At 65.5% G+C, this 24130-nt stretch carries 20 protein-coding genes; 4 read left to right on the top strand and 16 right to left on the bottom strand.

The window, feature by feature from the left end:
- Position 1: 1 nt before the first annotated feature.
- The 14 genes from RQP53_RS01135 to RQP53_RS01070 all read right to left on the bottom strand — a co-directional run bounded on the left by RQP53_RS01135 (position 2) and on the right by RQP53_RS01070 (position 18400).
- Complete coding sequence (locus RQP53_RS01135) at positions 2 to 1729, bottom strand: bifunctional metallophosphatase/5'-nucleotidase (RefSeq protein WP_315648121.1); 1728 nt, start codon at positions 1727 to 1729, stop codon at positions 2 to 4.
- A 246-nt stretch (positions 1730 to 1975) separates the two neighbouring features.
- Complete coding sequence (locus tag RQP53_RS01130) at positions 1976 to 2647, bottom strand: AAA family ATPase (protein WP_315648120.1); 672 nt, start codon at positions 2645 to 2647, stop codon at positions 1976 to 1978.
- A 19-nt stretch (positions 2648 to 2666) separates the two neighbouring features.
- Positions 2667 to 3323, bottom strand: coding sequence for a nicotinamide riboside transporter PnuC (gene pnuC / locus RQP53_RS01125; RefSeq protein ID WP_315648119.1), 657 nt, complete (start codon positions 3321 to 3323; stop codon positions 2667 to 2669).
- A 69-nt stretch (positions 3324 to 3392) separates the two neighbouring features.
- A complete protein-coding gene (ftsB, locus tag RQP53_RS01120) occupies positions 3393 to 3662 on the bottom strand; it encodes a cell division protein FtsB (protein ID WP_315648118.1) in 270 nt (89 codons plus the stop codon).
- Between the two features lie 92 nt (positions 3663 to 3754).
- Complete coding sequence (eno, locus tag RQP53_RS01115) at positions 3755 to 5041, bottom strand: phosphopyruvate hydratase (protein WP_315648116.1); 1287 nt, start codon at positions 5039 to 5041, stop codon at positions 3755 to 3757.
- 100 nt (positions 5042 to 5141) lie between these two features.
- Positions 5142 to 5432, bottom strand: coding sequence for a DUF1330 domain-containing protein (locus tag RQP53_RS01110; RefSeq protein WP_315648115.1), 291 nt, complete (start codon positions 5430 to 5432; stop codon positions 5142 to 5144).
- A 59-nt stretch (positions 5433 to 5491) separates the two neighbouring features.
- The gene (gene kdsA / locus RQP53_RS01105; RefSeq protein WP_315648114.1) at positions 5492 to 6349 is read right to left on the bottom strand and encodes a 3-deoxy-8-phosphooctulonate synthase; all 858 of its coding nucleotides are present in this window, start codon (positions 6347 to 6349) and stop codon (positions 5492 to 5494) included.
- 34 nt (positions 6350 to 6383) lie between these two features.
- The gene (gene pyrG / locus RQP53_RS01100; RefSeq protein ID WP_315648112.1) at positions 6384 to 8030 is read right to left on the bottom strand and encodes a CTP synthase; all 1647 of its coding nucleotides are present in this window, start codon (positions 8028 to 8030) and stop codon (positions 6384 to 6386) included.
- Between the two features lie 84 nt (positions 8031 to 8114).
- Positions 8115 to 9002: an alpha/beta hydrolase gene (locus RQP53_RS01095; protein ID WP_315648111.1), complete on the bottom strand. Its 888-nt coding sequence runs from the start codon at positions 9000 to 9002 to the stop codon at positions 8115 to 8117.
- Positions 8999 to 11602 (bottom strand): DNA mismatch repair protein MutS, encoded by a 2604-nt coding sequence (gene mutS / locus RQP53_RS01090; RefSeq protein ID WP_315648110.1) that lies wholly within the window; start codon positions 11600 to 11602, stop codon positions 8999 to 9001. Before mutS ends, RQP53_RS01095 begins: the two co-directional genes overlap by 4 nt.
- Positions 11603 to 11701: 99 nt before the next feature.
- On the bottom strand, positions 11702 to 13717 hold the full coding sequence (locus RQP53_RS01085; RefSeq protein WP_315648109.1) for an ATP-binding cassette domain-containing protein: 2016 nt from the start codon (positions 13715 to 13717) through the stop codon (positions 11702 to 11704).
- 75 nt (positions 13718 to 13792) lie between these two features.
- The gene (locus RQP53_RS01080; RefSeq protein WP_315648108.1) at positions 13793 to 16651 is read right to left on the bottom strand and encodes a type 2 lanthipeptide synthetase LanM family protein; all 2859 of its coding nucleotides are present in this window, start codon (positions 16649 to 16651) and stop codon (positions 13793 to 13795) included.
- Between the two features lie 154 nt (positions 16652 to 16805).
- A complete protein-coding gene (locus RQP53_RS01075) occupies positions 16806 to 16994 on the bottom strand; it encodes a DUF6229 family protein (RefSeq protein WP_315648106.1) in 189 nt (62 codons plus the stop codon).
- 455 nt (positions 16995 to 17449) lie between these two features.
- Positions 17450 to 18400, bottom strand: a complete 951-nt coding sequence (locus RQP53_RS01070) for an inositol monophosphatase family protein (protein ID WP_315648105.1) — start codon at positions 18398 to 18400, stop codon at positions 17450 to 17452.
- A gap of 121 nt (positions 18401 to 18521) precedes the next feature.
- On the opposite strand from RQP53_RS01070, the gene RQP53_RS01065 reads away from it, so the two are divergent.
- Entirely contained in the window at positions 18522 to 19259 is a 738-nt protein-coding gene (locus RQP53_RS01065; protein WP_315648104.1) for an RNA methyltransferase, read from the top strand.
- 64 nt (positions 19260 to 19323) lie between these two features.
- Complete coding sequence (cysE, locus tag RQP53_RS01060; RefSeq protein WP_315648103.1) at positions 19324 to 20091, top strand: serine O-acetyltransferase; 768 nt, start codon at positions 19324 to 19326, stop codon at positions 20089 to 20091.
- Between the two features lie 8 nt (positions 20092 to 20099).
- Here the strand turns inward: cysE and mog are convergent, their stop codons facing one another.
- Both mog and yjgA read right to left on the bottom strand, forming a co-directional pair.
- Positions 20100 to 20717, bottom strand: a complete 618-nt coding sequence (gene mog, locus RQP53_RS01055; protein WP_315648102.1) for a molybdopterin adenylyltransferase — start codon at positions 20715 to 20717, stop codon at positions 20100 to 20102.
- Positions 20710 to 21294, bottom strand: a complete 585-nt coding sequence (gene yjgA, locus RQP53_RS01050) for a ribosome biogenesis factor YjgA (protein WP_315648099.1) — start codon at positions 21292 to 21294, stop codon at positions 20710 to 20712. The genes mog and yjgA overlap by 8 nt, the downstream gene beginning before the upstream one ends.
- Positions 21295 to 21425: 131 nt before the next feature.
- Here yjgA and pmbA point away from each other — a divergent pair, with 131 nt between their 5' ends.
- Both pmbA and RQP53_RS01040 read left to right on the top strand, forming a co-directional pair.
- Complete coding sequence (gene pmbA / locus RQP53_RS01045; RefSeq protein ID WP_315648097.1) at positions 21426 to 22814, top strand: metalloprotease PmbA; 1389 nt, start codon at positions 21426 to 21428, stop codon at positions 22812 to 22814.
- A gap of 201 nt (positions 22815 to 23015) precedes the next feature.
- On the top strand, positions 23016 to 24098 hold the full coding sequence (locus RQP53_RS01040) for a TRAP transporter substrate-binding protein (protein ID WP_315648096.1): 1083 nt from the start codon (positions 23016 to 23018) through the stop codon (positions 24096 to 24098).
- The last annotated feature ends 32 nt before the right edge of the window (positions 24099 to 24130 follow it).

The following is a 24130-nucleotide window of genomic DNA, read 5'->3' as shown; positions in this document are numbered from 1 at the left end:
ATCAGTTGCGGCGCACGACGCGGTCCAGCGCGCTGGGCCGTGTCAGCGGTTGTGACTGCAGCAGCTGCACCAACGCCTCGCTGTCCATCATGCCCATGCGCGGCTCGGTGCCCGCGCTGAAGGCCTTGAAGCCATCGCCACCGTTGAACAGGAAGTTGTTGATGGTGACCCGATAGCGCGCCTCCGGACGCAAGACCTGACCCCGGATGCGCACCGATTCGGCAACGACACGCTGACCCACGGGGCGCGCGGCATCCCAGGCATAGCTGAAGCCTTGCGAGAACTGCAGCGGCCTGAACTTGGGTTGGCCGCTCCACTGCTGCTCCAGTACCGCCAGCAATTGGCTGCCGCTCAGCGTGATCGTCACCAGCTGGTTGCTGAAGGGCTGTGCGGTGAACACCTCACCAAAGGTGATCGCGCCGTCGCCCTGTTTGGGCAGGCCGGCGCGGATGCCGCCGATATTGGTGATGGCGATCTGGGCGTCGTCGGCAGTGGCCGCCAGCTGGGCATCGGCAACCAACTGACCCATGGTGGTGGCACCGCTGGGCCCGGCCCATTCATCGCGGCTGAAGCTCTCGCTGATATGGCCGACAATGCGCCCGGTCTGCACTTGCGACAGCTGCTCGTAGCCGGCGATCAGCGCGGCCTGGGCCGCGTCTTTCGCATAGCGGTCATTGCGCACCAGGGTGTTGTTGGCACGGGCCGAGAGCAGCTTGCCGCTCTGGCGGTCCAGTTGCAGATCGATGTCGGTGATTACGGTGCCATATTTGTCGCCGCTGGTGACGAGGCGCTGGTCGATCACACAGTTGTAGGCGCGATGCGTATGGCCACTGACGACGACACCCACGGCGCGATCCAGCCGCTTGACGATGTCGACGATGGGGCCGGAGATGCCGGGGCACTCGTTGTAGTCGCCCTCGGGAAACCCGCCCTCATGGATCAGCAGCACGATGGTGTTCACGCCCTGGGCACGCAACTCCGGCACCAGGCGGTTGACGGTCTCGGCCTCGTCATCAAAGCGCAGGCCGCGAACGGCGCTCGGAATGACGATGTCCGGCGTGCCCTTCAAGGCCAGGCCGATGAAGGCGACCGGCACGCCTTCAAAATGGCGAATCTTGTAGGCCGGAAAAATGGTCTTGCCGGTGCTTTCGTCCCAGGTGCTGGCAGCCAGGTACTGGTAGGCCGCGCCCTTGAAGGGCTGAGCGCCACTGCATCCCTTGCTCGGATGACAGCCGCCGTGCTGCTTGCGCAGCAACTCGGCCAGGCCTTGGTCGAATTCGTGATTGCCGACGGCGCTCAGTTCGAGGCCCATCAGGCTCAACGATTCAACGCTGGGTTCGTCATTGAACATGGCGGACAGCAAGGGGCTGCCGCCGACCAGATCGCCGGCGGCCACGAACACGTGGTTGGGATGGGCGGCGCGCAATTCGCGGGCGGCCGTGGCCAGGTACTCGGCGCCGCCGGCGTCCACCGTCAAGTTCTTGTCCGGGTGCAGAGGATCGCGGATCTGGATGCCGCCGGACGGCGGCTTCAGATTGCCGTGGAAGTCATTGATGGCCAGCAGCTTGAGCGAGACCGGCGGCGCTGCTGGCCGGGCGCCTGTGGCATCGCTGGCGGGCAGGCTGCTGCAGGCCAGCAAGGGCAGGGCGAGTGTGGCAGCCAGCGCACGCCTGAATGCAGTGCGGATGCATCGGCGGGCTTGAGGCTCAGGCTGGGGCGTGGGTGTCATGGCTGGGTTATGTGGAGATCGGCAATCGGTGTGTCAATGGGTGCCCGTGTCGCAGCCCACGCAGCGAACTGCCAAACGTTTGCGTGCTGTTTGCCGAAGTCTGAGGACTGTGGATGCTGGCGTCAATAGGAAGGATCAGCGATGGGCACGGCTTGGGCCTGTAGAGCCCTCGAGAGGATGCAGTTCAGTTTGTCTGTGCTGCACGCTGATGCCTGCGACGGCACATTTCGGCTGCAGAAGCGCTGTTCAGGCTGCCCCGGATCGACGTAGGGCATGCTCGCATTCCGGCACGTCGCAGAACTCGCAAATCAGCCGCGCCTCGCCGAGGCTGCTTTGCCGCTCCATCAAGCGCGAGAACAGGCCCGCACGTGGCGGCTGCAGCGGCTGGACCAATGGGGTGATGGCGTCCAGCGCCGCGTTCACGCGTGCCTCTCCCTGGCCGGCGACCACACTCCATTGCAGACCGCCCTGGCGCAGATGGCGGCGAAGCAGGGCGTCGACCGGCTGCTGGACCTGCGGGCCGTCGCGCTGCAGCCCATCGTCCACCCAAGGCAAATCCAGCGCCATCAACAACGTCAAGCTACAGCGCTGCTGAAACGCCAGGGCGGCGGCGTTTAACGACATATCGTTGAACAACAGCTCGCTGTAGATGGCAGTCATCAAGGGCGTGGTGTCGCAGATCACGAGATCCGCCTGCTGGCTGGCGGCATCGATGCGACGGGCTTGCTCGGCCGCGATGGCGGCCTGTTCGTCCGGCCGCGGTGTGCGTTGCTCACGATCGCACCATTCACGCAGCCATTCATCGACGCGAGCCACCCGCAGCCCGGTCTGGGTTTGCAAATGCTGCTGCAGGCTCAGGGCCATGTGGCTCTTGCCGGTACTCTCGGCGCCCAGCAGGGCGATGCGCAGTGCGCTCATCGACACACGACGCCGAGGCTCAAGCGGTGTTGCCCGCGGCAGCGCCAAATCCGCCCCGCATCTGCTGCAGCCAGGCTCTCCAGCCGGCCATGGACATCGGCACAAAGACGGCGTAAAGCAAGACCGTCAGCCAGTAGCCCTTGATCGCAAACAGCGCCACGCTGGCGACGTTGACGATGATCCAGACCGGCCAGTTCTCCTGGTACTTGCGGCCCAGCAGCCATTGGCCCAGCAGGCTGGCGATGGTGGGGAAGGCATCCCAGAAGGGCAGAGTGGAATCCGTGACCTTCTGCAGAAACAGGCCCAGCACAGGCCAGAGAGCCAGCGTGGCGGCGGCCGCCAGCCAGCGGCCACGTTGACTCAGGCTGCGCACGCGCAAGACCTGACCCTCGGCAGTGCGCCCACGCAACCACTGCCACCAGCCCCACAGCGCCAGCGCGGCAAACAGGAGTTGAAGCGAGGCTTCGCCATAAAGCTTGCCGCTCCAGAACAGCAGGAAGTAGAGCAGGGAGCTGATCAGCGCCAGCGGCCAGGCCAGGACCTGCACGCGCATATTGCAGATCACCATCCAGACGGCCAGCACAAAGGCCAGTACTTCCAGCCAGGTGATGGGGCTGCCAAGCAGCTCGAAGGCCGGCAGGAATAGCGGTTGCAGCCAGCTCAGCAGCGCGTCCATGGTGGGGAGAGGTCTTGGGAGGCAGAGGCGCCGCTGGCGTCAAGCGGGCGGGAAGAAACGCATGCGGGGTCAGTGGCGCAGCTGAACGTAGATCTCGTCCGGCTTGATCATGCCGAGCTCCATCCGCGCCTTTTCTTCGACCATCTCCAGGCCCTCACGCAGATCGCGCAACTCGGCCTGCAGCTGCGCATTGCGCGCGCTGGCTTCGGCATTGGCCTGCTGCTGAGTCTGCAATTGGGCGCGCAGCTGAACGCCACGGGCCAGGCCGCCCTTGCCGAACCAGAGCTGTGCCTGAATGGCAATCAAGAAGGCGCTGAGGATGATGGCGAGGACTTTCACGCGCGCAGTTTAGCGGCTTTGCGGATGCTGTCGAAAGGCGTCCTCGCCATCGGGCACTGGGGCCAACCCGCAAGCGGGCTGGCGCACTGGCCTTACTTCAGGTTGTAGAACGCCGAACGGCCGGGGTAGTAGGCGACATCGCCCAGGTCTTCTTCGATGCGCAGCAGCTGGTTGTACTTGGCCATGCGGTCCGAGCGCGACAGCGAACCGGTCTTGATCTGGCCGGCGTTCAGGCCGACGGCGATATCAGAAATGGTCGAGTCTTCGGTTTCGCCGGAGCGGTGCGAGATCACGGCGGTGTAGCCGGCGCGCTTGGCCATTTCGATGGCGGCGAAGGTCTCGGTCAAGGTGCCGATCTGGTTGATCTTGATCAGGATCGAGTTGGCAATGCCCTTGTCGATGCCTTCCTTCAGGATCTTGGTGTTGGTGACGAACAGATCGTCGCCCACCAGCTGCACCTTCTGGCCCAGCGCTTCGGTCAGATGCTTCCAGCCGTCCCAATCGCCTTCGGCCATGCCGTCTTCGATCGAGATGATGGGGTACTTGTCGACCCAGCTGGCCAGCATCGAGGTCCATTCCTGGGCCGTCAGCTGGATGCCGCCTTCGCCTTCGAGCACGTACTTGCCGTCCTTGTAGAACTCGCTGGCAGCGCAGTCCAGACCCAGGGCGATCTGTTCACCGGCGGTGTAGCCAGCCTTGTCGATCGCTTGCAGGATCAGCTGGATCGCAGCCTCGTGGCTCTCGACGCTGGGGGCGAAGCCGCCTTCGTCACCAACGGCGGTGGAGATGCCCTTGTCGTGCAGGATCTTCTTCAGCGCATGGAAGACCTCGGCGCCCCAGCGCAGGGCTTCGCGGAAGCTCGGTGCGCCCACGGGGATGATCATCAGCTCTTGCAGGTCAAGGCTGTTGTTGGCGTGGGCGCCGCCGTTGATGACGTTCATCATCGGCACCGGCAGCTGCAGGCCGCCCATGCCACCGAAGTAGCGATACAGCGGCAGGCCAGATTCTTCGGCAGCGGCGCGGGCCACGGCCATCGAGACGGCCAGCATCGCATTGGCGCCCAGGCGGCTCTTGTTCTCGGTGCCGTCCAGGTCGATCAGGGTCTTGTCCAGGAAGGCCTGCTCGGAGGCGTCCAGGCCGAGCACGGCCTCGGAAATCTCGGTGTTGATGTGCTCAACGGCCTTGAGCACACCCTTGCCCAGGTAACGGCTCTTGTCGCCGTCACGCAGTTCGATGGCTTCGCGCGAGCCGGTCGAGGCGCCGCTGGGCACAGCGGCGCGGCCCATCACACCCGATTCCAGCAGCACATCACATTCCACGGTGGGGTTGCCGCGGCTGTCCAGGATTTCGCGTCCGACGATGTCAACAATGGCGCTCATTGAGGAGTCTCCGATAGGAAGTTGGTAACTTTGTTACGTTCGGCGCGCATGTTGCCAGCAAAGAGTTACGCGCGCTGAACAATCGTCGACGGGGCTGTGTTCACACCCCATCAACAATCAGCATGCGCATCACGCCGGCGTTTTCACGCAGGCTGCGGGCATGCTGGTAGGTCTCTGAATCGTAGAAGGCACGGGCCGTCGCGTGGTCGGCAAAGCGCAGCAGCACCAGGCGCGTGGGCTGCCAGTCGCCTTCCAGCACTTCGATCGCCCCGCCGCGCACCAGGATCTCGGCGCCATGCTCCTGCATCGCCTTGGTGCTCCATTCGCGGTACTTGGCCATCTGCTCGGGATTGGTGACGGTGACGTCGGCGATCACGTAGGCGGCGGGCATGTGCATCCTTGATGAAGAAGCGGCGCGACCTGTGAAGGACCGCGCCGGTATTTTCTGGCTCAGGCGGAGAAGTCGTTCTCAAGCAGCGGCTGGCTCTTGACCACGCGGTCCAGCGCCACGAGTTGCTCAAGCAGCGACCGCATGCGGTTTAGGGGAACGGCGTTCGGGCCATCGGACCAGGCTTCGGCAGGGCGAGGGTGGGTTTCCATGAAGAGGCCCGCCACACCCACGCCAACGCCGGCACGCGCCAGCACCGGCACCATCTCACGGGCGCCGCCGCTGGTGGCGCCTTGACCACCAGGCTTCTGCACCGAGTGGGTGACGTCAAACACCACCGGCGCGCCGCTCTTGCGCATCTCGGCCAGGCTGCACATATCGGCAACGAGGTTGTTGTAGCCAAAGCTCACGCCGCGTTCGCAGGCCAGGAAGCGGTCCTCGGACAGGCCGGCCTCGCGCGCGGCTTCCCGGGCCTTGTCGATGACGTTCTTCATGTCCCAGGGCGCCAGGAACTGGCCTTTCTTGATGTTCACCGGCTTGCCCGACTTGGCCACTGCACGGATGAAATCGGTCTGGCGGCACAGGAAGGCCGGCGTCTGCAGCACATCAACAACGCTGGCCACCGGTTCAACCTGGGCTTCGTCATGGACGTCGGTCAGGATGGGCAGCTGCAGCTGACGACGCACTTCGTCCAGGATCTTCAGCCCGGCGTCAATGCCAACGCCCCGCTTGCTGCCGCCAGACGAGCGGTTGGCCTTGTCGAACGAGCCCTTGTAGATCAGCGGAATGCCGAGGGCAAGGCAAGCTTCCTTGAGCTGACCCGCGACCTCGATCGAGAGCTCCTGGCTTTCGATCGAGCAGGTGCCCGCGATCAGAAAGAAAGGCTTGTCGAGACCGACATCAAAGCCGCAGAGCTTCATGGACTGGGTTCCTTCAGTGGCGCGAGAGCGGGGTTCAGGCGGCTTGCTTATGGTTCAGTGCCGCCTTGATGAAGGCGGTGAACAGCGGATGACCATCCCAGGGTGTCGACTTGAACTCGGGGTGGAACTGCACGCCGACATACCAGGGGTGCACCTCGCGCGGCAGCTCGACCATTTCGGTCAGCTTTTCGCGCTGGGTGATCGCCGAGATCACCAGGCCGGCCTGCTGCAGGCGGTCGAGGTAGTGCTCGTTGGCTTCGTAGCGGTGGCGATGGCGTTCGGTGACGACCGGTCCATAGATGTCGTGGGCCAACGTGCCGGGCTTGACGTCCGAGCTCTGCGCACCCAGGCGCATGGTGCCGCCCAGATCGCTCTTCTCGTCGCGCTTCTGGATCGAGCCGTCGGCGTCCTGCCATTCGTCGATCAGCGCGATCACCTTGTGCGGTGCGTCGGCATCAAACTCGGTCGAGTTGGCACCATCGAGGCCAGCCATGTGGCGGGCGTACTCGATCGTGGCGACCTGCATGCCCAGGCAGATGCCCAGGTAGGGCAGCTTGTGCTCACGGGCGTATTGGGCGGCAAGGATCTTGCCTTCGACACCGCGCTTGCCGAAGCCGCCTGGCACCAGGATGGCGTCAAACTTGGCCAGCTGCGAGATGTTCTCGCGCTCCAGCAGCTCGGAATCGATGTACTCGATATTGACGCGGGCATGGTTGTGGATGCCGGCGTGGCGCAGCGCCTCGTTGAGCGACTTGTACGAGTCTGACAGATCGGTGTACTTGCCGCACATGGCGATGGTGACTTCGGTCTTGGGGTTCTCGACCTCGTAGACCAGGCTGTCCCAGCGCTTCAGATCGGTGGACTTGGTGTTGAGCTGCAGCTTGGTGCAGATCAGCTGGTCCAGACCCTGCTCGTGCAGCATGCGCGGCACCTTGTAGATGGTGTTCACATCCCACATCGAGATGACACCGTACTCGGGCACATTGGTGAACAGCGAGATCTTCTCGCGCTCGTCGTCGGGAATGCGGCGGTCGGCGCGGCACAGCAGCGCGTCCGGCTGAACGCCGATCTCGCGCAGCTTCTGCACCGTGTGCTGGGTCGGCTTGGTCTTCAGCTCGCCGGCAGCCGCGATCCAGGGCACATAGGTCAGGTGCACGAAGGCGGTGTTGGTCGGGCCGGCGCGCAGGCTCATCTGGCGAGCCGCTTCCAGGAAGGGCAGCGATTCGATGTCGCCAACGGTGCCGCCGATTTCAACGATGGCCACATCAACTTCTTCCGGCGTGCCGACACCGGCACCGCGGCGGACGAAATCCTGAATCTCGTTGGTGATGTGCGGAATCACCTGCACGGTCTTGCCCAGATAGTCGCCACGGCGCTCCTTCTCCAGCACCGACTTGTAGATCTGGCCAGTGGTGAAGTTGTTGCTCTTCTTCATCCGCGTGGTGATGAAGCGCTCGTAGTGACCCAGGTCCAGATCGGTCTCGGCACCGTCGTCGGTGACGAAAACCTCGCCGTGCTGGAAGGGGGACATCGTGCCTGGATCGACGTTGATGTACGGATCCAGCTTGATGAGGGTGACTTTGAGGCCGCGCGATTCGAGGATGGCAGCCAGTGAGGCCGATGCGATGCCCTTGCCGAGTGAGGACACCACACCGCCTGTGACGAAGACGAACTTGGTCATGTCTTGCAGCGTCCGGTGCAAGAACGCTGTGATGGTAAAGCGCGATTATAGCGATGCCGTGGAGGCTGCTTCAGCTCGCTGGCTTTATCTCGCTGACAGTGCGGCTTCGGCCTGCAGCGTTTGCAGCAGTTGCAGCACCAGGGCCGCGGTGTCGTCGGGGCGCTCGAAGGGGTAGAGGTGGCTGCCTTCCATCCAGTGGAAGTTGTGCCGGGCCAGTGCCTTGGAGGCGGCCGCACCGGCCTGGCGCAGCTCGTCGGACTGAGTGCCGCCGACAAAGGCCAGCGGGCATTGCGGCGGGTGGCGCTTCAGCAGGCGCTCCAGATGGTGGGGCAGGGTGTTGTAGATGCGGGTCTCGACCTCGCGCTTGAAGCCGAGCTGGACGGCGCCGTCGCGCTCATCGAAGCCACAGTCCACGTAGTCGGCCAGCACACGCGGGTCCCAGCGAGCGAACTTGTGCTTGCTGGCGAAATGTTCCAGCACTGCCGCCCGGTTGGGCCATTGGTGGCGCCGCTGGCTGGAGACCTTGCCGGGCGAGAAACGATGGATCAGCCGTGCGCTCTTCATCACCTGCACGCTGTGAGCACGCCAGCCGCTGACCACCGGCGAGTCCAGCAGCACCAGGCCGCTGACCAGCTCGGGCCGGCGGCAGGCGACCAAGAGGCTCAACATGCCACCCAGCGAATGGCCGACCAGCATCACCGGACCCGGCACCGCCATCTGTGGCTGCACCTGTTCGGTGATGAAGGCGATCAGTTCGTCGCGCAGATGGGGCCAGTTGCTGCTGACCGGATAACGCGGGTCATGGCCGATGCGCGGCAGCGCATGGACCTGCCAGCCGGCACGCCGCCAGGCCTCGAAATGCAGCCGGTAGCAGCCGGCCGGAAAGCCGTTGGCGTGCGAGAAGACGATGGTTGGCGTCGGCGTCGGCGTTGGGAATGGGGCGGCGTTCGCCTGCGACGGGGCGGTGTTCATGCAGGGCGGCTGATCTTGGCCATGGCCTTGAGCTTGTAGAGCGCATCCAGCGCCTCGCGTGGGCTCAGCGCATCCGGGTCCAGATCATGCAGCGCATCCAGCGCCGGGCTGGTCGCCTCGGCGACAAGCTGGGGCTCGGGCGGCGCGGCGAACAGGTCGATCTGCGCCTCGCTGGCGCTGGCCTTGGCTTCCAGCGCTTCCAGCGTGGCGCGGGCCTGGCGCACCAGCGAGGCCGGCATGCCTGCCAGCCGTGCCACCTGCACGCCATAGCTGCGGCTGGCCGGGCCGGCTTGGATCTCGTGCAGGAAGACGATGTCGTCGCCGCTCTCGGCCGCTGCCACATGCATATTGACGGCCTGGCTGTGCTTGCTCGGGAACTCGGTCAGCTCGAAGTAGTGGGTGGCAAACAGCGTGAAGGCGCGGCACTTGTCGTGCAGATGGCTGGCGATGGCGCCGGCCAACGCCAGGCCGTCGAAGGTCGAGGTGCCGCGGCCGATCTCGTCCATCAGCACCAGCGACTGCTCGGTCGCGCCGTGCAGGATGGCCGCGGCCTCGGTCATCTCCAGCATGAAGGTGGACTGCGCATTGGCCAGATCGTCGGCCGCGCCGATGCGGGTGTGGATGGCGTCCATGGGCCCGAGCCGGCAGGCGCCGGCCGGCACATAGGAGCCGATGGCCGCCAGCAGGCTGATCAGCGCCACCTGGCGCATGAAGGTGCTCTTGCCGCCCATATTCGGGCCGGTGATGACCTGCATCCGCGTCCGCGCATCGAGCCGGCAATCATTGGCCATGAACTCGCCGGCGCCGGTCTCGCGCAAGCGCATCTCGACCACCGGATGCCGGCCCGCCGTGATGTCGATGCAGGGTTGGGGCACGAACTCGGGGCGGCACCAGTTCAGCGTGCCGGCGCGCTCGGCCAGTGCGGCCAGCGCGTCCAGGCTGGCCAGCGAGCGGCCGAGCTGCGTCAGCGCTTGCAGGTCCTCGATCAACTGATCGACGACGGCCTCGTAGAGCAGCTTCTCGCGCGCCAGCGAGCGCTCCTGGGCCGACAGCGCCTTGTCCTCAAAGGCCTTCAGCTCCGGCGTGATGTAGCGCTCGGCATTCTTCAGCGTCTGGCGGCGCTGGTAGTCCATTGGCACCTTGTCGACCTGGCCCTGGGTGACTTCGATGTAGAAGCCATGCACCTTGTTGAACTGCACGCGCAGATTGGCAATGCCGGTTCGCGCGCGCTCGCGGGTCTCCAGATCAAGCAGGAAGGTGTCGCAGTTCTGGCTGATCGCGCGCAGTTCGTCCAGCTCGGCATCGAAGCCGCTGGCAATCACGCCGCCATCACGCAACAGCACCGCCGGCTCTTCGGCAATGGCGCGGCTGAGCAGTTCCTCCAGATGCGGCGAGGCCAGCAGCCCGGCGGCCAGCTGATCGAGCAGCACGCAGGCCCCGCGTGGCAGCGTGGCCTGCAGCTGGGGCAGGATCTGCAGCGTGGCGCGCAGGCCGGCCAGCTCGCGCGGGCGCACCTGGCGCAGCGCGACCCGGGCAGCGATGCGCTCGACGTCGGACACATGGCGCAGGCCATCGCGCAAGGCCTCGCCGCCGTGAGCGAGCAGGGCGGCAATGGCCTCGTGGCGGGCCGTTGCTTCGGCGCGGTCGCGGCGCGGGTGCAGCAGCCAGTGGCGCAGCGCCCGGCTGCCCATGCCGGTGCGGCAGCTGTCCAGTACCGACAGCAGCGTCGGAGCGGTCTCGCCACGCAGCGTGACCGTCAGCTCCAGATTGCGCTGGGTGGCCGGCGGCAGATCAAGCAGATCGCTGCTGCGCTGCACCTGCAGGGTCTTCACATGAGCCAGCGCCCGACCCTGGGTGTGCTCGGCATAGCTGAGCAGGGCGGCGGCGGCGGCATGGGCGCTCTTCAGCTCCTGCGCGTTCAGGCCTTGCAGGCTGGCGACACCCAGCTGTTCGCAAAGCTTGCGCGCACCGAGTGCGCTGTCGAACTGCCAGCCGGGGCGGTTGGTGATGGGCAGCCGGGCGGCCAGCACACCGGCGGGCTGGCGTTCGCGGTCGACCAGCACCTCGGCCGGCGACAGCCGTGCCAGCCAGGACGGCAGCTCGCGCTCGCTGCACTCGGCCAGGCCCAGCTGGCCCTGCGTCAGCGACAGCCAGGCCAGGCCCAGCGTCTTGCCCTGATGGACGACGGCCAGCAGGATGGAGTCCTGCTTGTCGGCCAGCAACTCGGTATCGGTGACGGTGCCGGGCGTGACGACCCGCACCACCTTGCGTTCGACCGGGCCCTTGGCCGTGGCCACATCGCCCACCTGTTCGGCAATCGCCACCGCCTCGCCCAGCTTGATCAGCTTGGCCAGGTAAGACTCCAGCGCATGCACCGGCACACCGGCCATCACCACCGGCTCACCGGCGCTTTGGCCGCGGGTGGTCAGCGTGATGTCCAGCAGCGCATTGGCCTTGCGGGCGTCGTCGAAGAACACCTCGTAGAAGTCGCCCATGCGGAAAAACACCAAATCGTCCGGATGCTGGTGCTTGATGCGCAGGTATTGCGCCATCACGGGGGTATGGGCCGAGAAATCCGGCACTGCAGGGCTAGCGTTCATTGAAGGACGGAGAGGGCGGGAAGGACAAAGCCCTCGGCAAGAGGGCTTTGTCGTTGATTCGAGAGAACGGGGCGAGTTTAAGGGCATTGCCCAGCGGGTTCAGGCAGCGGCGCGCTGCTCCGGCTCTGCAGGTGCCGGCGTCTGCCCGGCATCGTCGGCGGCTTCCGTCAGGCGCAGCTGCAACTGGTAGAGCTGGGCGTAATCACCATTCAGCGCCATCAGCTGTTGATGGGTGCCGCGCTCGGTGATGCGGCCCTGACGCAGGAAGAAGATCATGTCGGCGCCACGCACACTGGCCAGGCGGTGGCTGATCAGCACCACGGTGCGCTGGCGGCGCAGGCTGGCCAGGCTTTCGTAGACGGCGGCTTCGGCGCGTGCATCCAATGGGGCCGTGGGCTCGTCCCAGATCATCAGCGGCGCATCGCGATAGAGGCCACGCGCGACCGCCAGACGCTGCCACTGGCCAGCCGAGAGCTCCAAGCCGCCCTTGAACAGCCGGTTCAGCAGCGTCTGCCAGCGCTGCGGCAACTGCGCGATGACGGCGTCGGCCTGGGCGCGAACCGCGGCGGCCTGCAGCCGCTGGTCAGCCTCTGCCGGATCCAGCGCTTCGGCGTCGATGCGACCGAGCCGCACATTCTGCTCGGCGCTGTAGGGCCAGCGCAGCGGATGCTGCTGAACAATCATGGTCTGCGCCAGCCGGCTCTGCAGGTCGAGCAGTTGGCAATCGACGCCATCCCAGCAGATGCTGCCCTGGCTCGGTACATAGAGCCCGGCCAGCAGCTTGGCCAGTGTCGATTTGCCGGAGCCGTTCTCACCGACCAGTGCCACCGTCGTGCCACGTCGAATGCTGAGTTCGATGTCTTGCAACACGGGCCGCTCTGGGGCACCGGCATAGGCAAAGCCAAGCCCATGCAGGCTGATGCATTGCGGCGCTTGGGCCGGCGGCAGCGCTGGACCGCGGGCCTTGGCCTCGGCCTGGCTCTGCTGAACAAAGGCAAAGAAATCATCGAGGTAAAGCGCTTTCTCGGCCATCTGATCGAGCGCCTGGACGAGCCGGCCGACGGCGTCGAGGCTGGCGCGCAGGCCCAGGGCAGCGGCACCAGCCAGACCTGGGCCGAGCACGCCGCGCTGCACCAGCAGCAGCAGCCAGAGATAGGCCAGGCCTTGGGCGATGCCGCTGAGCACGGCGCCCCAGGCGCGGGTGCGGGCGACAGCGCTTTTCAGTCGGCTCAGGCTGGTGCGCAACGCCTCACCGACCTGGCGATGCCGCTGGCTGAGCAAGCCCTCCATCTGCAGCGAACGCAATTCAGCTGCCGGCTCGGCCTGGCTGGCCAGTTCCTGCAGCATCCAGGATTGCCGCGACAGCGCCATGCTGTGATCCCAATGGCTTTGTACGCACAGCAGCGCCCGGGCCGAACTCCAGGCCTGGGGCAGCAGGCACAGCAGCAACACGGGCAGCAGCGCCAGATGCAGCATTGCCAGTGCCGCGACGCCGGACAGCAAGCCCATCAATGCCGCCGACAGTGCCACCGCCTGATCGACAACACTCTCGACATAGTGCAGGCCGCGGTCGCGGGCCCGGTGCATCCGGTCGACGAAGTCAGGATCGTCGAAGCGCTGCAACGGTGCCCGCAGGCACGCATCGACAAAATCCTGCTCGGCCAGCGCGATCAGCGTCGGGCTGAGTCGGGCGCGCAAATGCTCGGCCAGCGCGTCGATGCCGAGCTTGGCCAGATAGGCTGCGATCAGACTCAGCAGCGTCAGTGCGAGTGGCTGGGGCACCTGTCCATCGAGAGGCAGCAGCGGTGCTGACAGTGCCTGAGGTGTGCGCAGCAGGCTTTCTATCAGCCGGGCTCCCAGCACCAGGCTGTAGGCCCAGAGCGAGCCGGCCGCCAGTTGGCAGCCCAACAAAGCCAGCAGGCGGCTCCCGCTGGCACGCCGCAGCAGGGCCAACACGGCCGGCAGCGCGCGGCCGACGCGGCGGAAAAAGGCGCGATAGCTGTCGAGGCCGCCGCTGTCGGGGCCCAGCTCCCAATAGGGGTTCTCGGTGGCGATGAAGGGGTCGCCGCCGGCATCGGGCTTGGCGTCAGCAGCGTTGGCCGGGCGCGCAGTCATGGTCAGCTTGATGCCGGTTGGTAGACGGGTTGAACGGCGCGTTGAGCGGGCCGGTTGAATGAATGCGCCGGGTGACTAGGGGCGAACAAAGGAGGGCAGCTCGGCATCCGGGTGGGCGCGCAGCAGCTGGTAGGCAATGCCGCCCGGGCCGGTCATCAGCGAGGGCGAGAATACCTCGTTGGTGATGCCGCAGCGGCTGCCATGTGCATCCAGGCTGGACAGCAGCTCGGCCAGCGCACTGTCGCGGCTGACGCCTCTGGGCGCCAGCCCGCGATCGGCCGCTTCCTGCAGCAGCTCCAGCACGCTGGCGTCGCCGTGGCAGGCGCAATGGTTCCAGCCCAGGCCCAGCCGGTGACTGACGCCAGCGGCCTGGCGTACCCGTTGGCGCACCAGTTCTTCGCCCAGCAGCGGCACCAGATCCAGATAGGCCAGGCCGTTGCCGACGGCGCCGTGGCACCAGGCGGTCGAGCAATTGACGCCATCCAGATGGCGCAGGTCGCGCCAGTTGGCGTCGGCCGGATCGAACAGCGATTCCTCAAAGGCCAGCGCTTCGCGGGCGCCGTCGAAGAATCGTGCTTCGCCGCAGCCCTGGTGCAGTTTCAGCAGTGCCCAGCCAATACCGGCTGCGCCGTGGCCAAAGCCGCCCATGCCCTCGGGCGCCGGCGCTGTGGGCCAGCAGGCGCGGCCCTCGCTGCGCCGTGCGGCGGCCAGCAGGTGATCGCCGGCGGCACGGGCCAGGTCCAGATGGGCGGCCTGGCCGCTGCGCTGCGCCAAGGCGAGCAGCGCGGGAATGGCACCGGCCGCGCCGGCCAGGATGTCGTAGGTTTGGTCGGCCTCGATCGAGCCCTGCATGTACTCGGCCACCAGAGCCGCGCATTCCAGCGCATAGGGCTTGGCCACGCCCAGCGCCTCCAGCTTCAGCCAGCCCCAAATCTGCGAGCCAATGCCGAGGTAGGCGCCGGGCTGGTGTGGCCGCACCTTGCCGGCGGCGCGTTGCAGCTCGACCTGGCGGTACAGGCCTTGCTTCATCGTCTGCAAGACGGCATCGAGCAGGGGCGTGACGCCGGGCACCGCATCGGCGCGGCCCGCAGCGGCTTCCGTCTGATAGGCAGCCAGGAACAAGGCCACGCCGGCATTGCCGCCGTAGAGGTTCTGGTCGATCGCCTGTATGCCCCAGCCGGTGGCGCCGAGCGTTGGCGCGATCCAGGTCACGCTGCCATCGCGGCCGCGAATCGCCGTGCTGATGAAGCGCTCGACGATCTCTCGGGCCCAGCGGCGCCGCCGGGCATCAAGATCGTCGCTCGACGGCGAGGCGACTCGGAAGGAGATCTCGCTGGGCATCCAGCCATCGTTCAGATAGGCACTGAGCAGCGAGCCCTTGATGATGTCACGGTCCAGCACCTGGTCTGAGTTCAGCCAGTCGTCCAGGCAGTGCTGGACCAGATCGCAGACGGGCAGCCAGTGCGTGCCACCAGGGCCCTGCATCTGGCCGTGCCCGGCGGTGCTGTGGAAATAGGGGATGTCGCCGCGCAGCATGTCGTCGATTTCGGCCTCGATCACCTTGGGGTCGGACGGCGCGGTCGAAATGACCGCGGCGGCGCGGCCCAGCAGAGCGCGGGCACGGACGCGCGCCTGGCCCTCGTCGGCCAGTGAAATCGGGTGCCAGAGCATGCGTACCAGCTCAGCATAGACCTCGGTGGCGCGCGGCACCAGGCGCACATGGCAAGGCTTGAACGCATCCAGCAGTGGCGCGAGCCCGCCGCTTTGATGCATGGCTCGGAGCCGTGCGGTGATCTCGTCGTAGCCCTCCAGCACCTGGCCCCAGTAGCGCTCCAGCATCGGTTCTTCGCAGGGATGGTTTTTGGCGATCTCGACCTCGACCATGGCCTGACCGAGCTTGACGGTGTCGCGGCCGGCGTCGACCAAGGTCGGCACACTGATACGCGGCTGTTGCTGGCGGATATTGCCCATGCCGGAGTTGTCAACGCCGCGCCAGCCCAGCGAGGCGCCGCGACCGGGCAGCAAGCCGGTCTTCATCAGTGAGGCAAAGAGCGCTTCGTCGGCGCGATCGATGGCCTCGCCAAAGCCGGAAGGCTTCAGCTCGGTGCGCGGGCAGAACAGTGTTTCGCAGTCGACGATGATGGGCAGGCAGCCCTGGGCGATGACGTTCTCGCCGTGGAAATCGGTGCCGCCGAGCAGCCGCATGATGGCCAGCCAGTGGCCCATATTGCGATAGAAGTCCTTCAACTCCTGCTCACCATTGGCATGGCGGTGTTCGACAAAGGCGCTCCAGCCGTAGCTGCCACGATCGAGCACGGCAGGCACGCGTACGCGGCGGTGTACCGGCACCTCGGCGAGCGCGACATCAAGGAACCCAGCCAGCGCGATATCGGTATTCAGCGGCCTTGGCTTGTAGACCACGGTGCCACCTGTACAGCGGATCAGGGCCACGCCAGCGCCGCCGTTGTGGCTGTCGCCCTTGGCCCATTCGACTGCCAGCAGTGCGCCGCTGGCTTGCCCCAGCAAATCGGCCAGCCGCTCACGGTCGGTGGCAAAGTGCGCCGCGACACGTTCAATGAAGGCGAGCTTGTGATCGACGATCCATTGCAGCCGTTCCAGCAGCGTTGGGTACTGGGCGCCCAGCGTCTGCCAGTGGGCCGGGCTGGCGGCGATCTGCAGGTATTCGTCCCAGCGAGCCTCGGCGCCGTCGGCCTGCAGGCGCCCCTGCACGCGCAGCGCATTGATGTCCAGCACCAATGTTCGCGCGACCTTGCTGTGCAACTGCTGTTCGAGGTGCAGGCGTGCCGCGTCGAGGATGATCGGCCGCTCGTGATCGTCGAGGCCGTTCTGGGCCTGCAAGCGTTGGCCGAGGAGGCTGATGGCCGGCGTGATCCAGCGCTCGAGACAGGGCACGAAGTCGGGGGCTTGCTGCATGGGGAGGACTCGGTATCTGGCAGGCTCGCAGCGGAGCGTATGGCGGGCATCAATCAGCGCTTGGCGCTGATGGCCGTCTGACGGCACTCGTCGTCAGACGAGTCAAAAAGCCGCGGTGCACGCCGCAAGGGCGGCGCCGCGGCTTCTCAGTGGCTTAGCAGCACTGAATGGTGCGCGAGCCGGAGCAGCTCGAGCAGCCGGCGCGGGTTTCGCGCGAGACATCGCCAGCGATTTCAGCTTCGCTGTAGACGCCACCGGAGAACAGCGGGCCGGCCGGGTTGGCGGCGGATTCGTCTTGCAGCCATTGTTCGACTTGCAGCAGGGCGCTGGTGATTTCAGTCATACGAAACTCCTTTACAGGTTGAGGTTGATGACCTTGTGAGCGTGCAACCTTGCATCCCTATGGAGCATGCAATCGACAAGCCGAACACCTGTGCCGTGGCACCTGCATAACAGCCTGCTTCTTGCGCCGGGGTAGGCGGGTTTTCGTCACAGGGTGGCCGCAGGCTAATGGCCCAGGGGTGTGGCCGAACTCGGGGCAATCCCTTGACTCATGACTGGCGGCATGGGGGATTGGCGGGTCTGCGCACAAAACCTGTAAGACCTGACAGGGTGGGCAGCGCGCAAAAGCAACGCGCCTCGTTTGCACGGAACGGGCCGGGAAGATACAAGCGCTTACATCGAATTGCGCTGGCCGCGCATCTGTTAACGCTTAAATGGTGCGTCATGCAGGCGCAAAAAAAAAGCCCCCGAAAGGGGACTGTCTGGTACGCGAAGAGGCGGACGATGGTGCCGCGCTCAGACCTGCTGGTCGCCAGCTGTCTTCTTGATACGCACCGCGGCACGTTTCTTGGGCGCGGCTTCAGCGGCGCCTGCCAGCACATCGGCAGCGCTGGGTTTGGCCGGCTGGGCTTCGGCGGCTGCTTCGTCGTCGGCCTTGATGACGCGGGTGTAGGGAGCCAGAATCTGCACCAGCTGGCCATAGATGCGCGGACTGCCAGCGACGATTTCACGCTGGTGCATGAAGTCGGATTCACCGGTGAAGTTGCCCACCAATCCGCCAGCCTCGGTGATGATCAGCGAGCCGGCAGCGATGTCCCAGGGGTTCAGACCGGTCTCGAAGAAGGCATCGTAATAGCCTGCAGCCACGTAGCAGAGGTCCAGCGCGGCGGCACCGGGACGACGCAGGCCGGCGCACTGCTGCGAGACCTCTTCAAAGATCTTCATATAGCGCTTGAAATTGTCGCCACGGCGGAAGGGGAAGCCGGTGCCGATCAATGCATCGCCCATCCGGGTGCGCTTGGACACGCGCAGGCGGCGGTCGTTCAGGAACGCGCCGCGGCCACGGGTGGCATAGAACAGGTCATTGCGGGTCGGGTCGTAGACGACCGCCTGCTGCACGATGCCGCGATGCGCCAGCGCGATCGACACGCAGTAGACCGGCAGTCCGTGGATGAAATTGGTGGTGCCATCGAGCGGGTCGATGATCCATTGGAATTCGGAATGCTTGGCACCGTGCGTGCGGCCCGACTCTTCGGCCAGGATGGCGTGGTCGGGGTAGGCCTGCAGCAGCGTCTCGATGATCACCTGCTCAGCGGCCTGGTCCACCTCGGTCACGAAGTCATTGGGCGACTTGGTGTTGATCTTCAGGATGTCGAGGTCCAGCGAGGCGCGGTTGATGATGGAACCTGCCGCGCGCGCCGCCTTGATGGCGACGTTGAGCATGGGATGGAGCGAAGCTTGCGTCATGCGTTGAACCTGCAAACGTTAGAGGTGGACTGGCGGATGTAAAGAGCGGTGGCACTGCCCGTGTCTCACAGGGTGAGCGTGGGCCTAGCGCGGATAATCGAGCATTTTAACCGAGTCGCCCATGGTCGCCAATGTGGATTCCACACGTTTTGTTCTGATTCAGACCAGCCACCCGGGCAATGTCGGCGCCACTGCCAGGGCGATGAAGGTGATGGGCTTCTCGGATTTGGTCTTGGTCAAGCCCCGCTTTGCCGATGTGCTGTGCCAGGAAGAAACGGTGGCCATGGCCAGCGGCGCCGCCGACATCCTGGCCCGCGCCCGCATCGTTGAAACACTGGAAGAAGCGCTGGACGGCGTGACCTTTGCCTGCGCTACCGCCATGACGCCACGCGATTTCGGCCCGCCCACCCGCGAGCCCAGGGCGCTCTTCGCCGAGCTGGCGGGGCAAGCTCACAAGCTGGCCCTGGTGTTCGGCTCTGAGCGCTACGGCATGGCCAACGAGGACGTCTACCGCTGCCATGCGGTGCTGTCGATTCCCACCCATCCCGATTACGGATCGCTCAACCTCGCCCAGGCCGTGCAACTGCTGGCCTATGACTGGCGCCAGGCCCTGGGCGGCTTTGAGGTCGCCGCGCGCACGACCGATCCACGGCTGGCCGACGCGCAAGCGGTACAAGGCCTGCTGACGCATTTGCAGGCCTCGCTGGAGACCATCGGCCACCTGGACCCGGCCGCGCCGAAGAAACTGATGCCGCGCCTGAATCAGCTATTCAATCGCGCCCAGCTGACCGTGGAGGAGGTGCACATCCTGCGTGGCATCGCGCGCAGCATGGTCAAGCACGCCGCCAGCGAAGATTGAAAGCCGCCGCTAAACTGCCTGACCCCTATGCCTCTTGGCCCCATGCTGGGCCATCGCTTGCCCCATGTTCCTGCGCCTTCGCGAAGACATTGCCCTGATTCTTGAGCGCGACCCCGCCGCCCGCTCGGCCTGGGAGGTGCTGACCTGTTACCCGGGCCTGCATGCCTTGATGATGCATCGCTGGGCCCACTGGTGCTGGAGGCATGGCCTGCGCTGGCTGGGTCGCTTCATCTCGCACTGGGCTCGATTTCTCACCGGCATCGAGATACACCCAGGTGCAACGATTGCCCGCCGGGTTTTCATCGACCACGGCATGGGCATCGTCATCGGCGAGATGGCCGAGATTGGCGAGGGCTGCACGATCTACCAGGGTGTGACGCTGGGCGGTACCTCGCTGGTCAAGGGCGCCAAGCGCCATCCGACGCTGGAGGCTGGCGTGATCGTCGGCGCCAATGCCTGTGTGCTGGGCGGCTTTACCGTCGGCGCCGGCGCGCGTATTGGTTCAGGCGCGGTGGTGACCAAGCCGGTGCCGGCCGGTGCCACGGCAGTCGGCAACCCGGCGCGCGTCATCGAGGCACAGGCCGATGCCGAGCGCGAGCAAGTTGCCGCGCGAATGGGCTTCTCGGCCTACGGCGTGACCCAGGGCGACGACCCGGTGGCGCTGGCGATGAAGGGTTTGATCGACAACGCCAGCCTGCACGAGCACCAGATTGCCTTGCTGTGGCAGGCGGTGGCCAAGCTCAGCGAGGGCGAACGCCGCGACTGCGTGCCCGACGACGCGCAGCAGGGTGAGCCTTTCGACGCCGCCAGGCTGAGCCGGCTGGTCAAATAGCCGAGTGCTCAGGCGCTTGTTGGCTTGGCAGCCGAGGGCCGCTGGGCCGATTTTGGCCGGAAGGCCTTGAGCACCTCGTCACGCGTTTCCAGATAGGGGCCGCCGATCAGGTCGATGCAGTAAGGCACGGCGGCAAAGATGCCGGGCACCAGGAGCTCCCCGTCCGCGGACTTCAGGCCTTCCAGCGTTTCGGCGATCGCCTTGGGTTGGCCGGGCAGGTTGATGATCAAGGCCTGACCCCGGATCACCGCGACCTGCCGCGACAGGATGGCGGTGGGCACAAAGCGCAGCGAGATCTGCCGCATCTGCTCGCCAAAACCGGGCATCTCGCGATCAGCGACGTCGAGCGTGGCTTCCGGGGTGACATCGCGCAGCGCCGGCCCGGTGCCACCGGTGGTCAGCACGAGATGACAGCCCGCCGTGTCGATCAGTTCGCGCAGCGTGGCGGCGATCAGGGCTCGTTCATCGGGAATCAGTCGCGACTCAAAGTGGATCGGGTTGTGCAGCGCTCCGCTCAGCCAGGCTTGCAGCGCCGGCAGGCCCTTGTCCTCATAGACGCCGCTAGAGGCGCGGTCGCTGATCGAGACGATGCCGATGCGCACCGCCTCGAAGGCCGGCTCACTCATCGTCGCCCTCGTCATCGGCGTCTTTCGTGACAGCACTGGCGTCTTCGCCCTCGATGCGCTTGGCCTCGGCCTTGATGAACTGGAACAGCTCGCGAAACGCCCGGCCGCTGCGTTGCTCGGGCGCCGCTGCCGCATCCTTGCGCGCGGCGCGCACGAGGCTGCGCAGCTGCTGTACATCGACGCCGGGGTGCTCGGCGATGAAGGCCTGCAGCGCCTCGTCTTCGGCCAGCAAGCGCTCGCGCCAGCGTTCGCTCTGATGCAGGGTCAGGCTGTCCTGGGCGCGGCCGAGCTTGAAATCGGCCACTGCCTGGCGCAGCGGCTCGGGATCGACCTTGCGCATCAGCTTGCCGATGTACTGCATCTGGCGGCGACGGCCTTCGAAATTGCTGATCTTCTTCGCATCGGCAATCGCATCGGCCAGGATCTCGGGCAGATCCAGCGGCTTCAGGCGGCTGGCCGGCAGGGTCAGCAGGTCTTCGCCCAGCGATTGCAGATCGTGCATCTCGCGCTTCTTCTGGCTCTTGCTGGGGCGGTCGAATTCGTCGTCGCCAAACGGTTCTTCTTGGGGGTAGGGCATGGTGTTCTAGCGTTTATCGGCCTGATGTCGCGACGCGGGCGCTGTGCACATGCACAGCCCCGTATGATAGTCGCCCGACCCGGGTTCGCCCGGCAGACGAATTTGCTGAACAGCTAGAGCAGCCCACCGACATGACGCAAAGCCCCCGCCAGTCCGACAACGCCGTGCATGGTTTCGCCTACAGCCAGGAACATTTCCGCCAGCTCGTCGACGAGGTGCTGACCGAGGCCAAGCGCCTGGGCGCCAGCGATGCCGGCGCCGAGGTGTCCGAGGGCTGCGGCCTGTCGGTCTCGGTGCGCCGCGGCGAGCTGGAAAACGTCGAGCGCAACCGCGACAAGTCCTTGGGCATCTCCGTCTATCTCGGCCAGCGCCGCGGCAATGCAAGTACCTCGGACTTCTCGTCCCAAGCGCTGAAAGACACCGTGCGTGCTGCCTTCGACATCGCACGCTTCACCGCCGAAGATCCGGTGGCCGGCCTGCCCGATGAGCAAGACCTGTCCCTCGACGCCGCCAGCCGGCCCGAGCTGGACCTGTTCCACCCTTGGGATCTCGATGCCGCTGGCGCTGCCCAACTGGCGCTGCGCTGCGAAGCGGCGGCTTTTGCGGTAGACAAGCGCATCAGCAATTCAGAGGGTGCTGCCGTGTCGGCGCAGCAATCGCATTTCGTCGCCGGCAACACACGCGGCTTCATCGGCGGCTATGCCAGCTCGCGTCATTCGGTGTCGGTCGCACCCATCGCCGGCCGTGGCGCCGGCATGCAGCGCGACGCCTGGTACAGCTCGATGCGCGATGCCGGCGAGCTGGCCTCGCCGGAGAGCATTGGCCGCTATGCCGCCGAGCGCGCGCTGTCGCGCCTGAAGGCGCGCAAGGTCAAGACGGCCGAGGTGCCGGTGCTGTTTGAAAGCACGGTGGCCGCCGGACTGCTCGGCGCGCTGGTGCAGGCCACCAGCGGTGGTGCGCTGTACCGCAAGGCCAGCTTCCTGGTCGACAGCCTGGGCAAGCCGGTGCTGGCTTCGCACATCGACGTACGCGAAGACCCGCATGAGCTCAAGGGCAAGGGCAGCACACCGTTTGATGACGAGGGTGTTGTGACCCGACCGCGCAGCGTTGTCGAGGCTGGTGTGCTGCAAGGCTATTTCCTGTCGACTTATTCGGCGCGCAAGCTTGGCCTGCGCACCACCGGCCATGCCGGCGGCTCGCACAATCTGCATATGAGCAGCCGGCTGACGGCACCTGGTGACGATCTCAACACCATGCTCAAGCGCCTGGGCACCGGCCTCTTCGTGACCGAGCTGATGGGGCAGGGCGTCAACTACGTGACCGGCGACTATTCGCGTGGCGCCAGTGGCTACTGGGTGGAGAACGGCGAGATCGCTTACCCGGTCCATGAGGTCACCATTGCCGGCACCCTGCCGCAGATGTTTCAGGACATCATCGGCATCGGCACCGACCGCTATACCTTTGGCAGCAAAACGGTCGGATCGGTGCTGATCGGCAGAATGAAGCTGGCGGGCAGTTGAGTCGTTAGCCCGTGCACAGTGTCGAGCACGGGTGGCAGGTTTTGTAAGCTGGCAGACAGTTTGGCGACGCCGGCACCCTGGCATGGGGCGAATGCTGGTTCGTCGGTGCATGGGCTGCCGGGTTTTCACTCGGAGCGCGTGCTTGGTGCACTTCTAGAATCGTTTTGCCTCTCTGTGCAATACCATCCAAGGAGTCTCCACATGGAACGTCGTTCCTTCGTTCGCCAGGCCGGTCTGGCTGGCGTTCTGGCCGCTGGCGTTGCGCCGGCCGTTGTCCACGCGCAGGCGAATATCCGCTGGCGCCTGGCCTCGAGTTTCCCGAAGTCGCTGGACACCATCTTCGGTGCCGCTGATGTCTTCGCCAAGAAGGTTGGCGAGATGACCGGCGGCAAGTTCCAGATCTCGGTGCATGCCGGTGGCGAGTTGATGCCACCGTTCGGCGTCGTCGACGCCGTCAAGGAAGGCACGGTTGAGATTGCCCACACGGCTCCTTACTACTTCTTCGGCAAGGACGAGACCTTTGCACTCGGCTGCGCCATTCCCTTCGGCCTGAACAGTCGCCAAAACACGGCGTGGATGGTTGAAGGCAATGGCCTGAAGCTGATGCGTGAGTTCTATCGCAACTACAACATCATCAACTTCCTCGGCGGCAATACCGGCGCGCAAATGGGCGGCTGGTATCGCAAGGAAGTGAAGAGCCTGGCCGACATCAAGGGTCAGAAGATGCGCATCGGCGGTTTCGCTGGTCGCGTGCTGGAGCGCATTGGCGGGGTGCCGCAAAACATTCCTGGTGGCGAGATCTACCAGGCGCTGGAAAAGGGCACCATCGACGCGGCGGAGTGGGTCGGCCCATATGACGATCAGAAGCTGGGCTTCAACAAGGTGGCACCGTTCTACGCCTATCCGGCCTGGTGGGAGGGTGGCCCGCAGCTCGACTTCTTCATCAACACCAAGGCCTATGAGGCGCTGAGCAGCGAGTACAAGGCGATCGTCGAGGCGGCCACAGCGGCAGCGCATATCGATATGCAGGCCAAGTACGATGCCAAGAACCCCGATGCGCTGCGCCAGTTGGTGGCAAGCGGCACCAAGCTGTTCCGCATGCCCAAGGACGTGATGGATGCGGCATTCAAGGAATCACAGGCGTTGTACAGCGAGCTGTCGGCGAAGAACCAGAACTGGAAGAAGGTCTACGAGGACTTCGCCAAGTTCCGCCGCGAGCAGAACCTGTGGTTCCGTTTCGCTGAGGCGGGTTTTGACGATTTCATGCAAGCGCAAAAGCTCTGATCAGCTCGACCTGATCCCCTCGCTTCAAGCCC

It is taken from the genome of Roseateles aquae, assembly GCF_032337115.1.
Classification (GTDB): domain Bacteria; phylum Pseudomonadota; class Gammaproteobacteria; order Burkholderiales; family Burkholderiaceae_C; genus Roseateles_C; species Roseateles_C aquae.
Note: the sequence above shows the minus strand (reverse complement) of the source record. Positions and strands in the feature narration are given on the sequence as shown.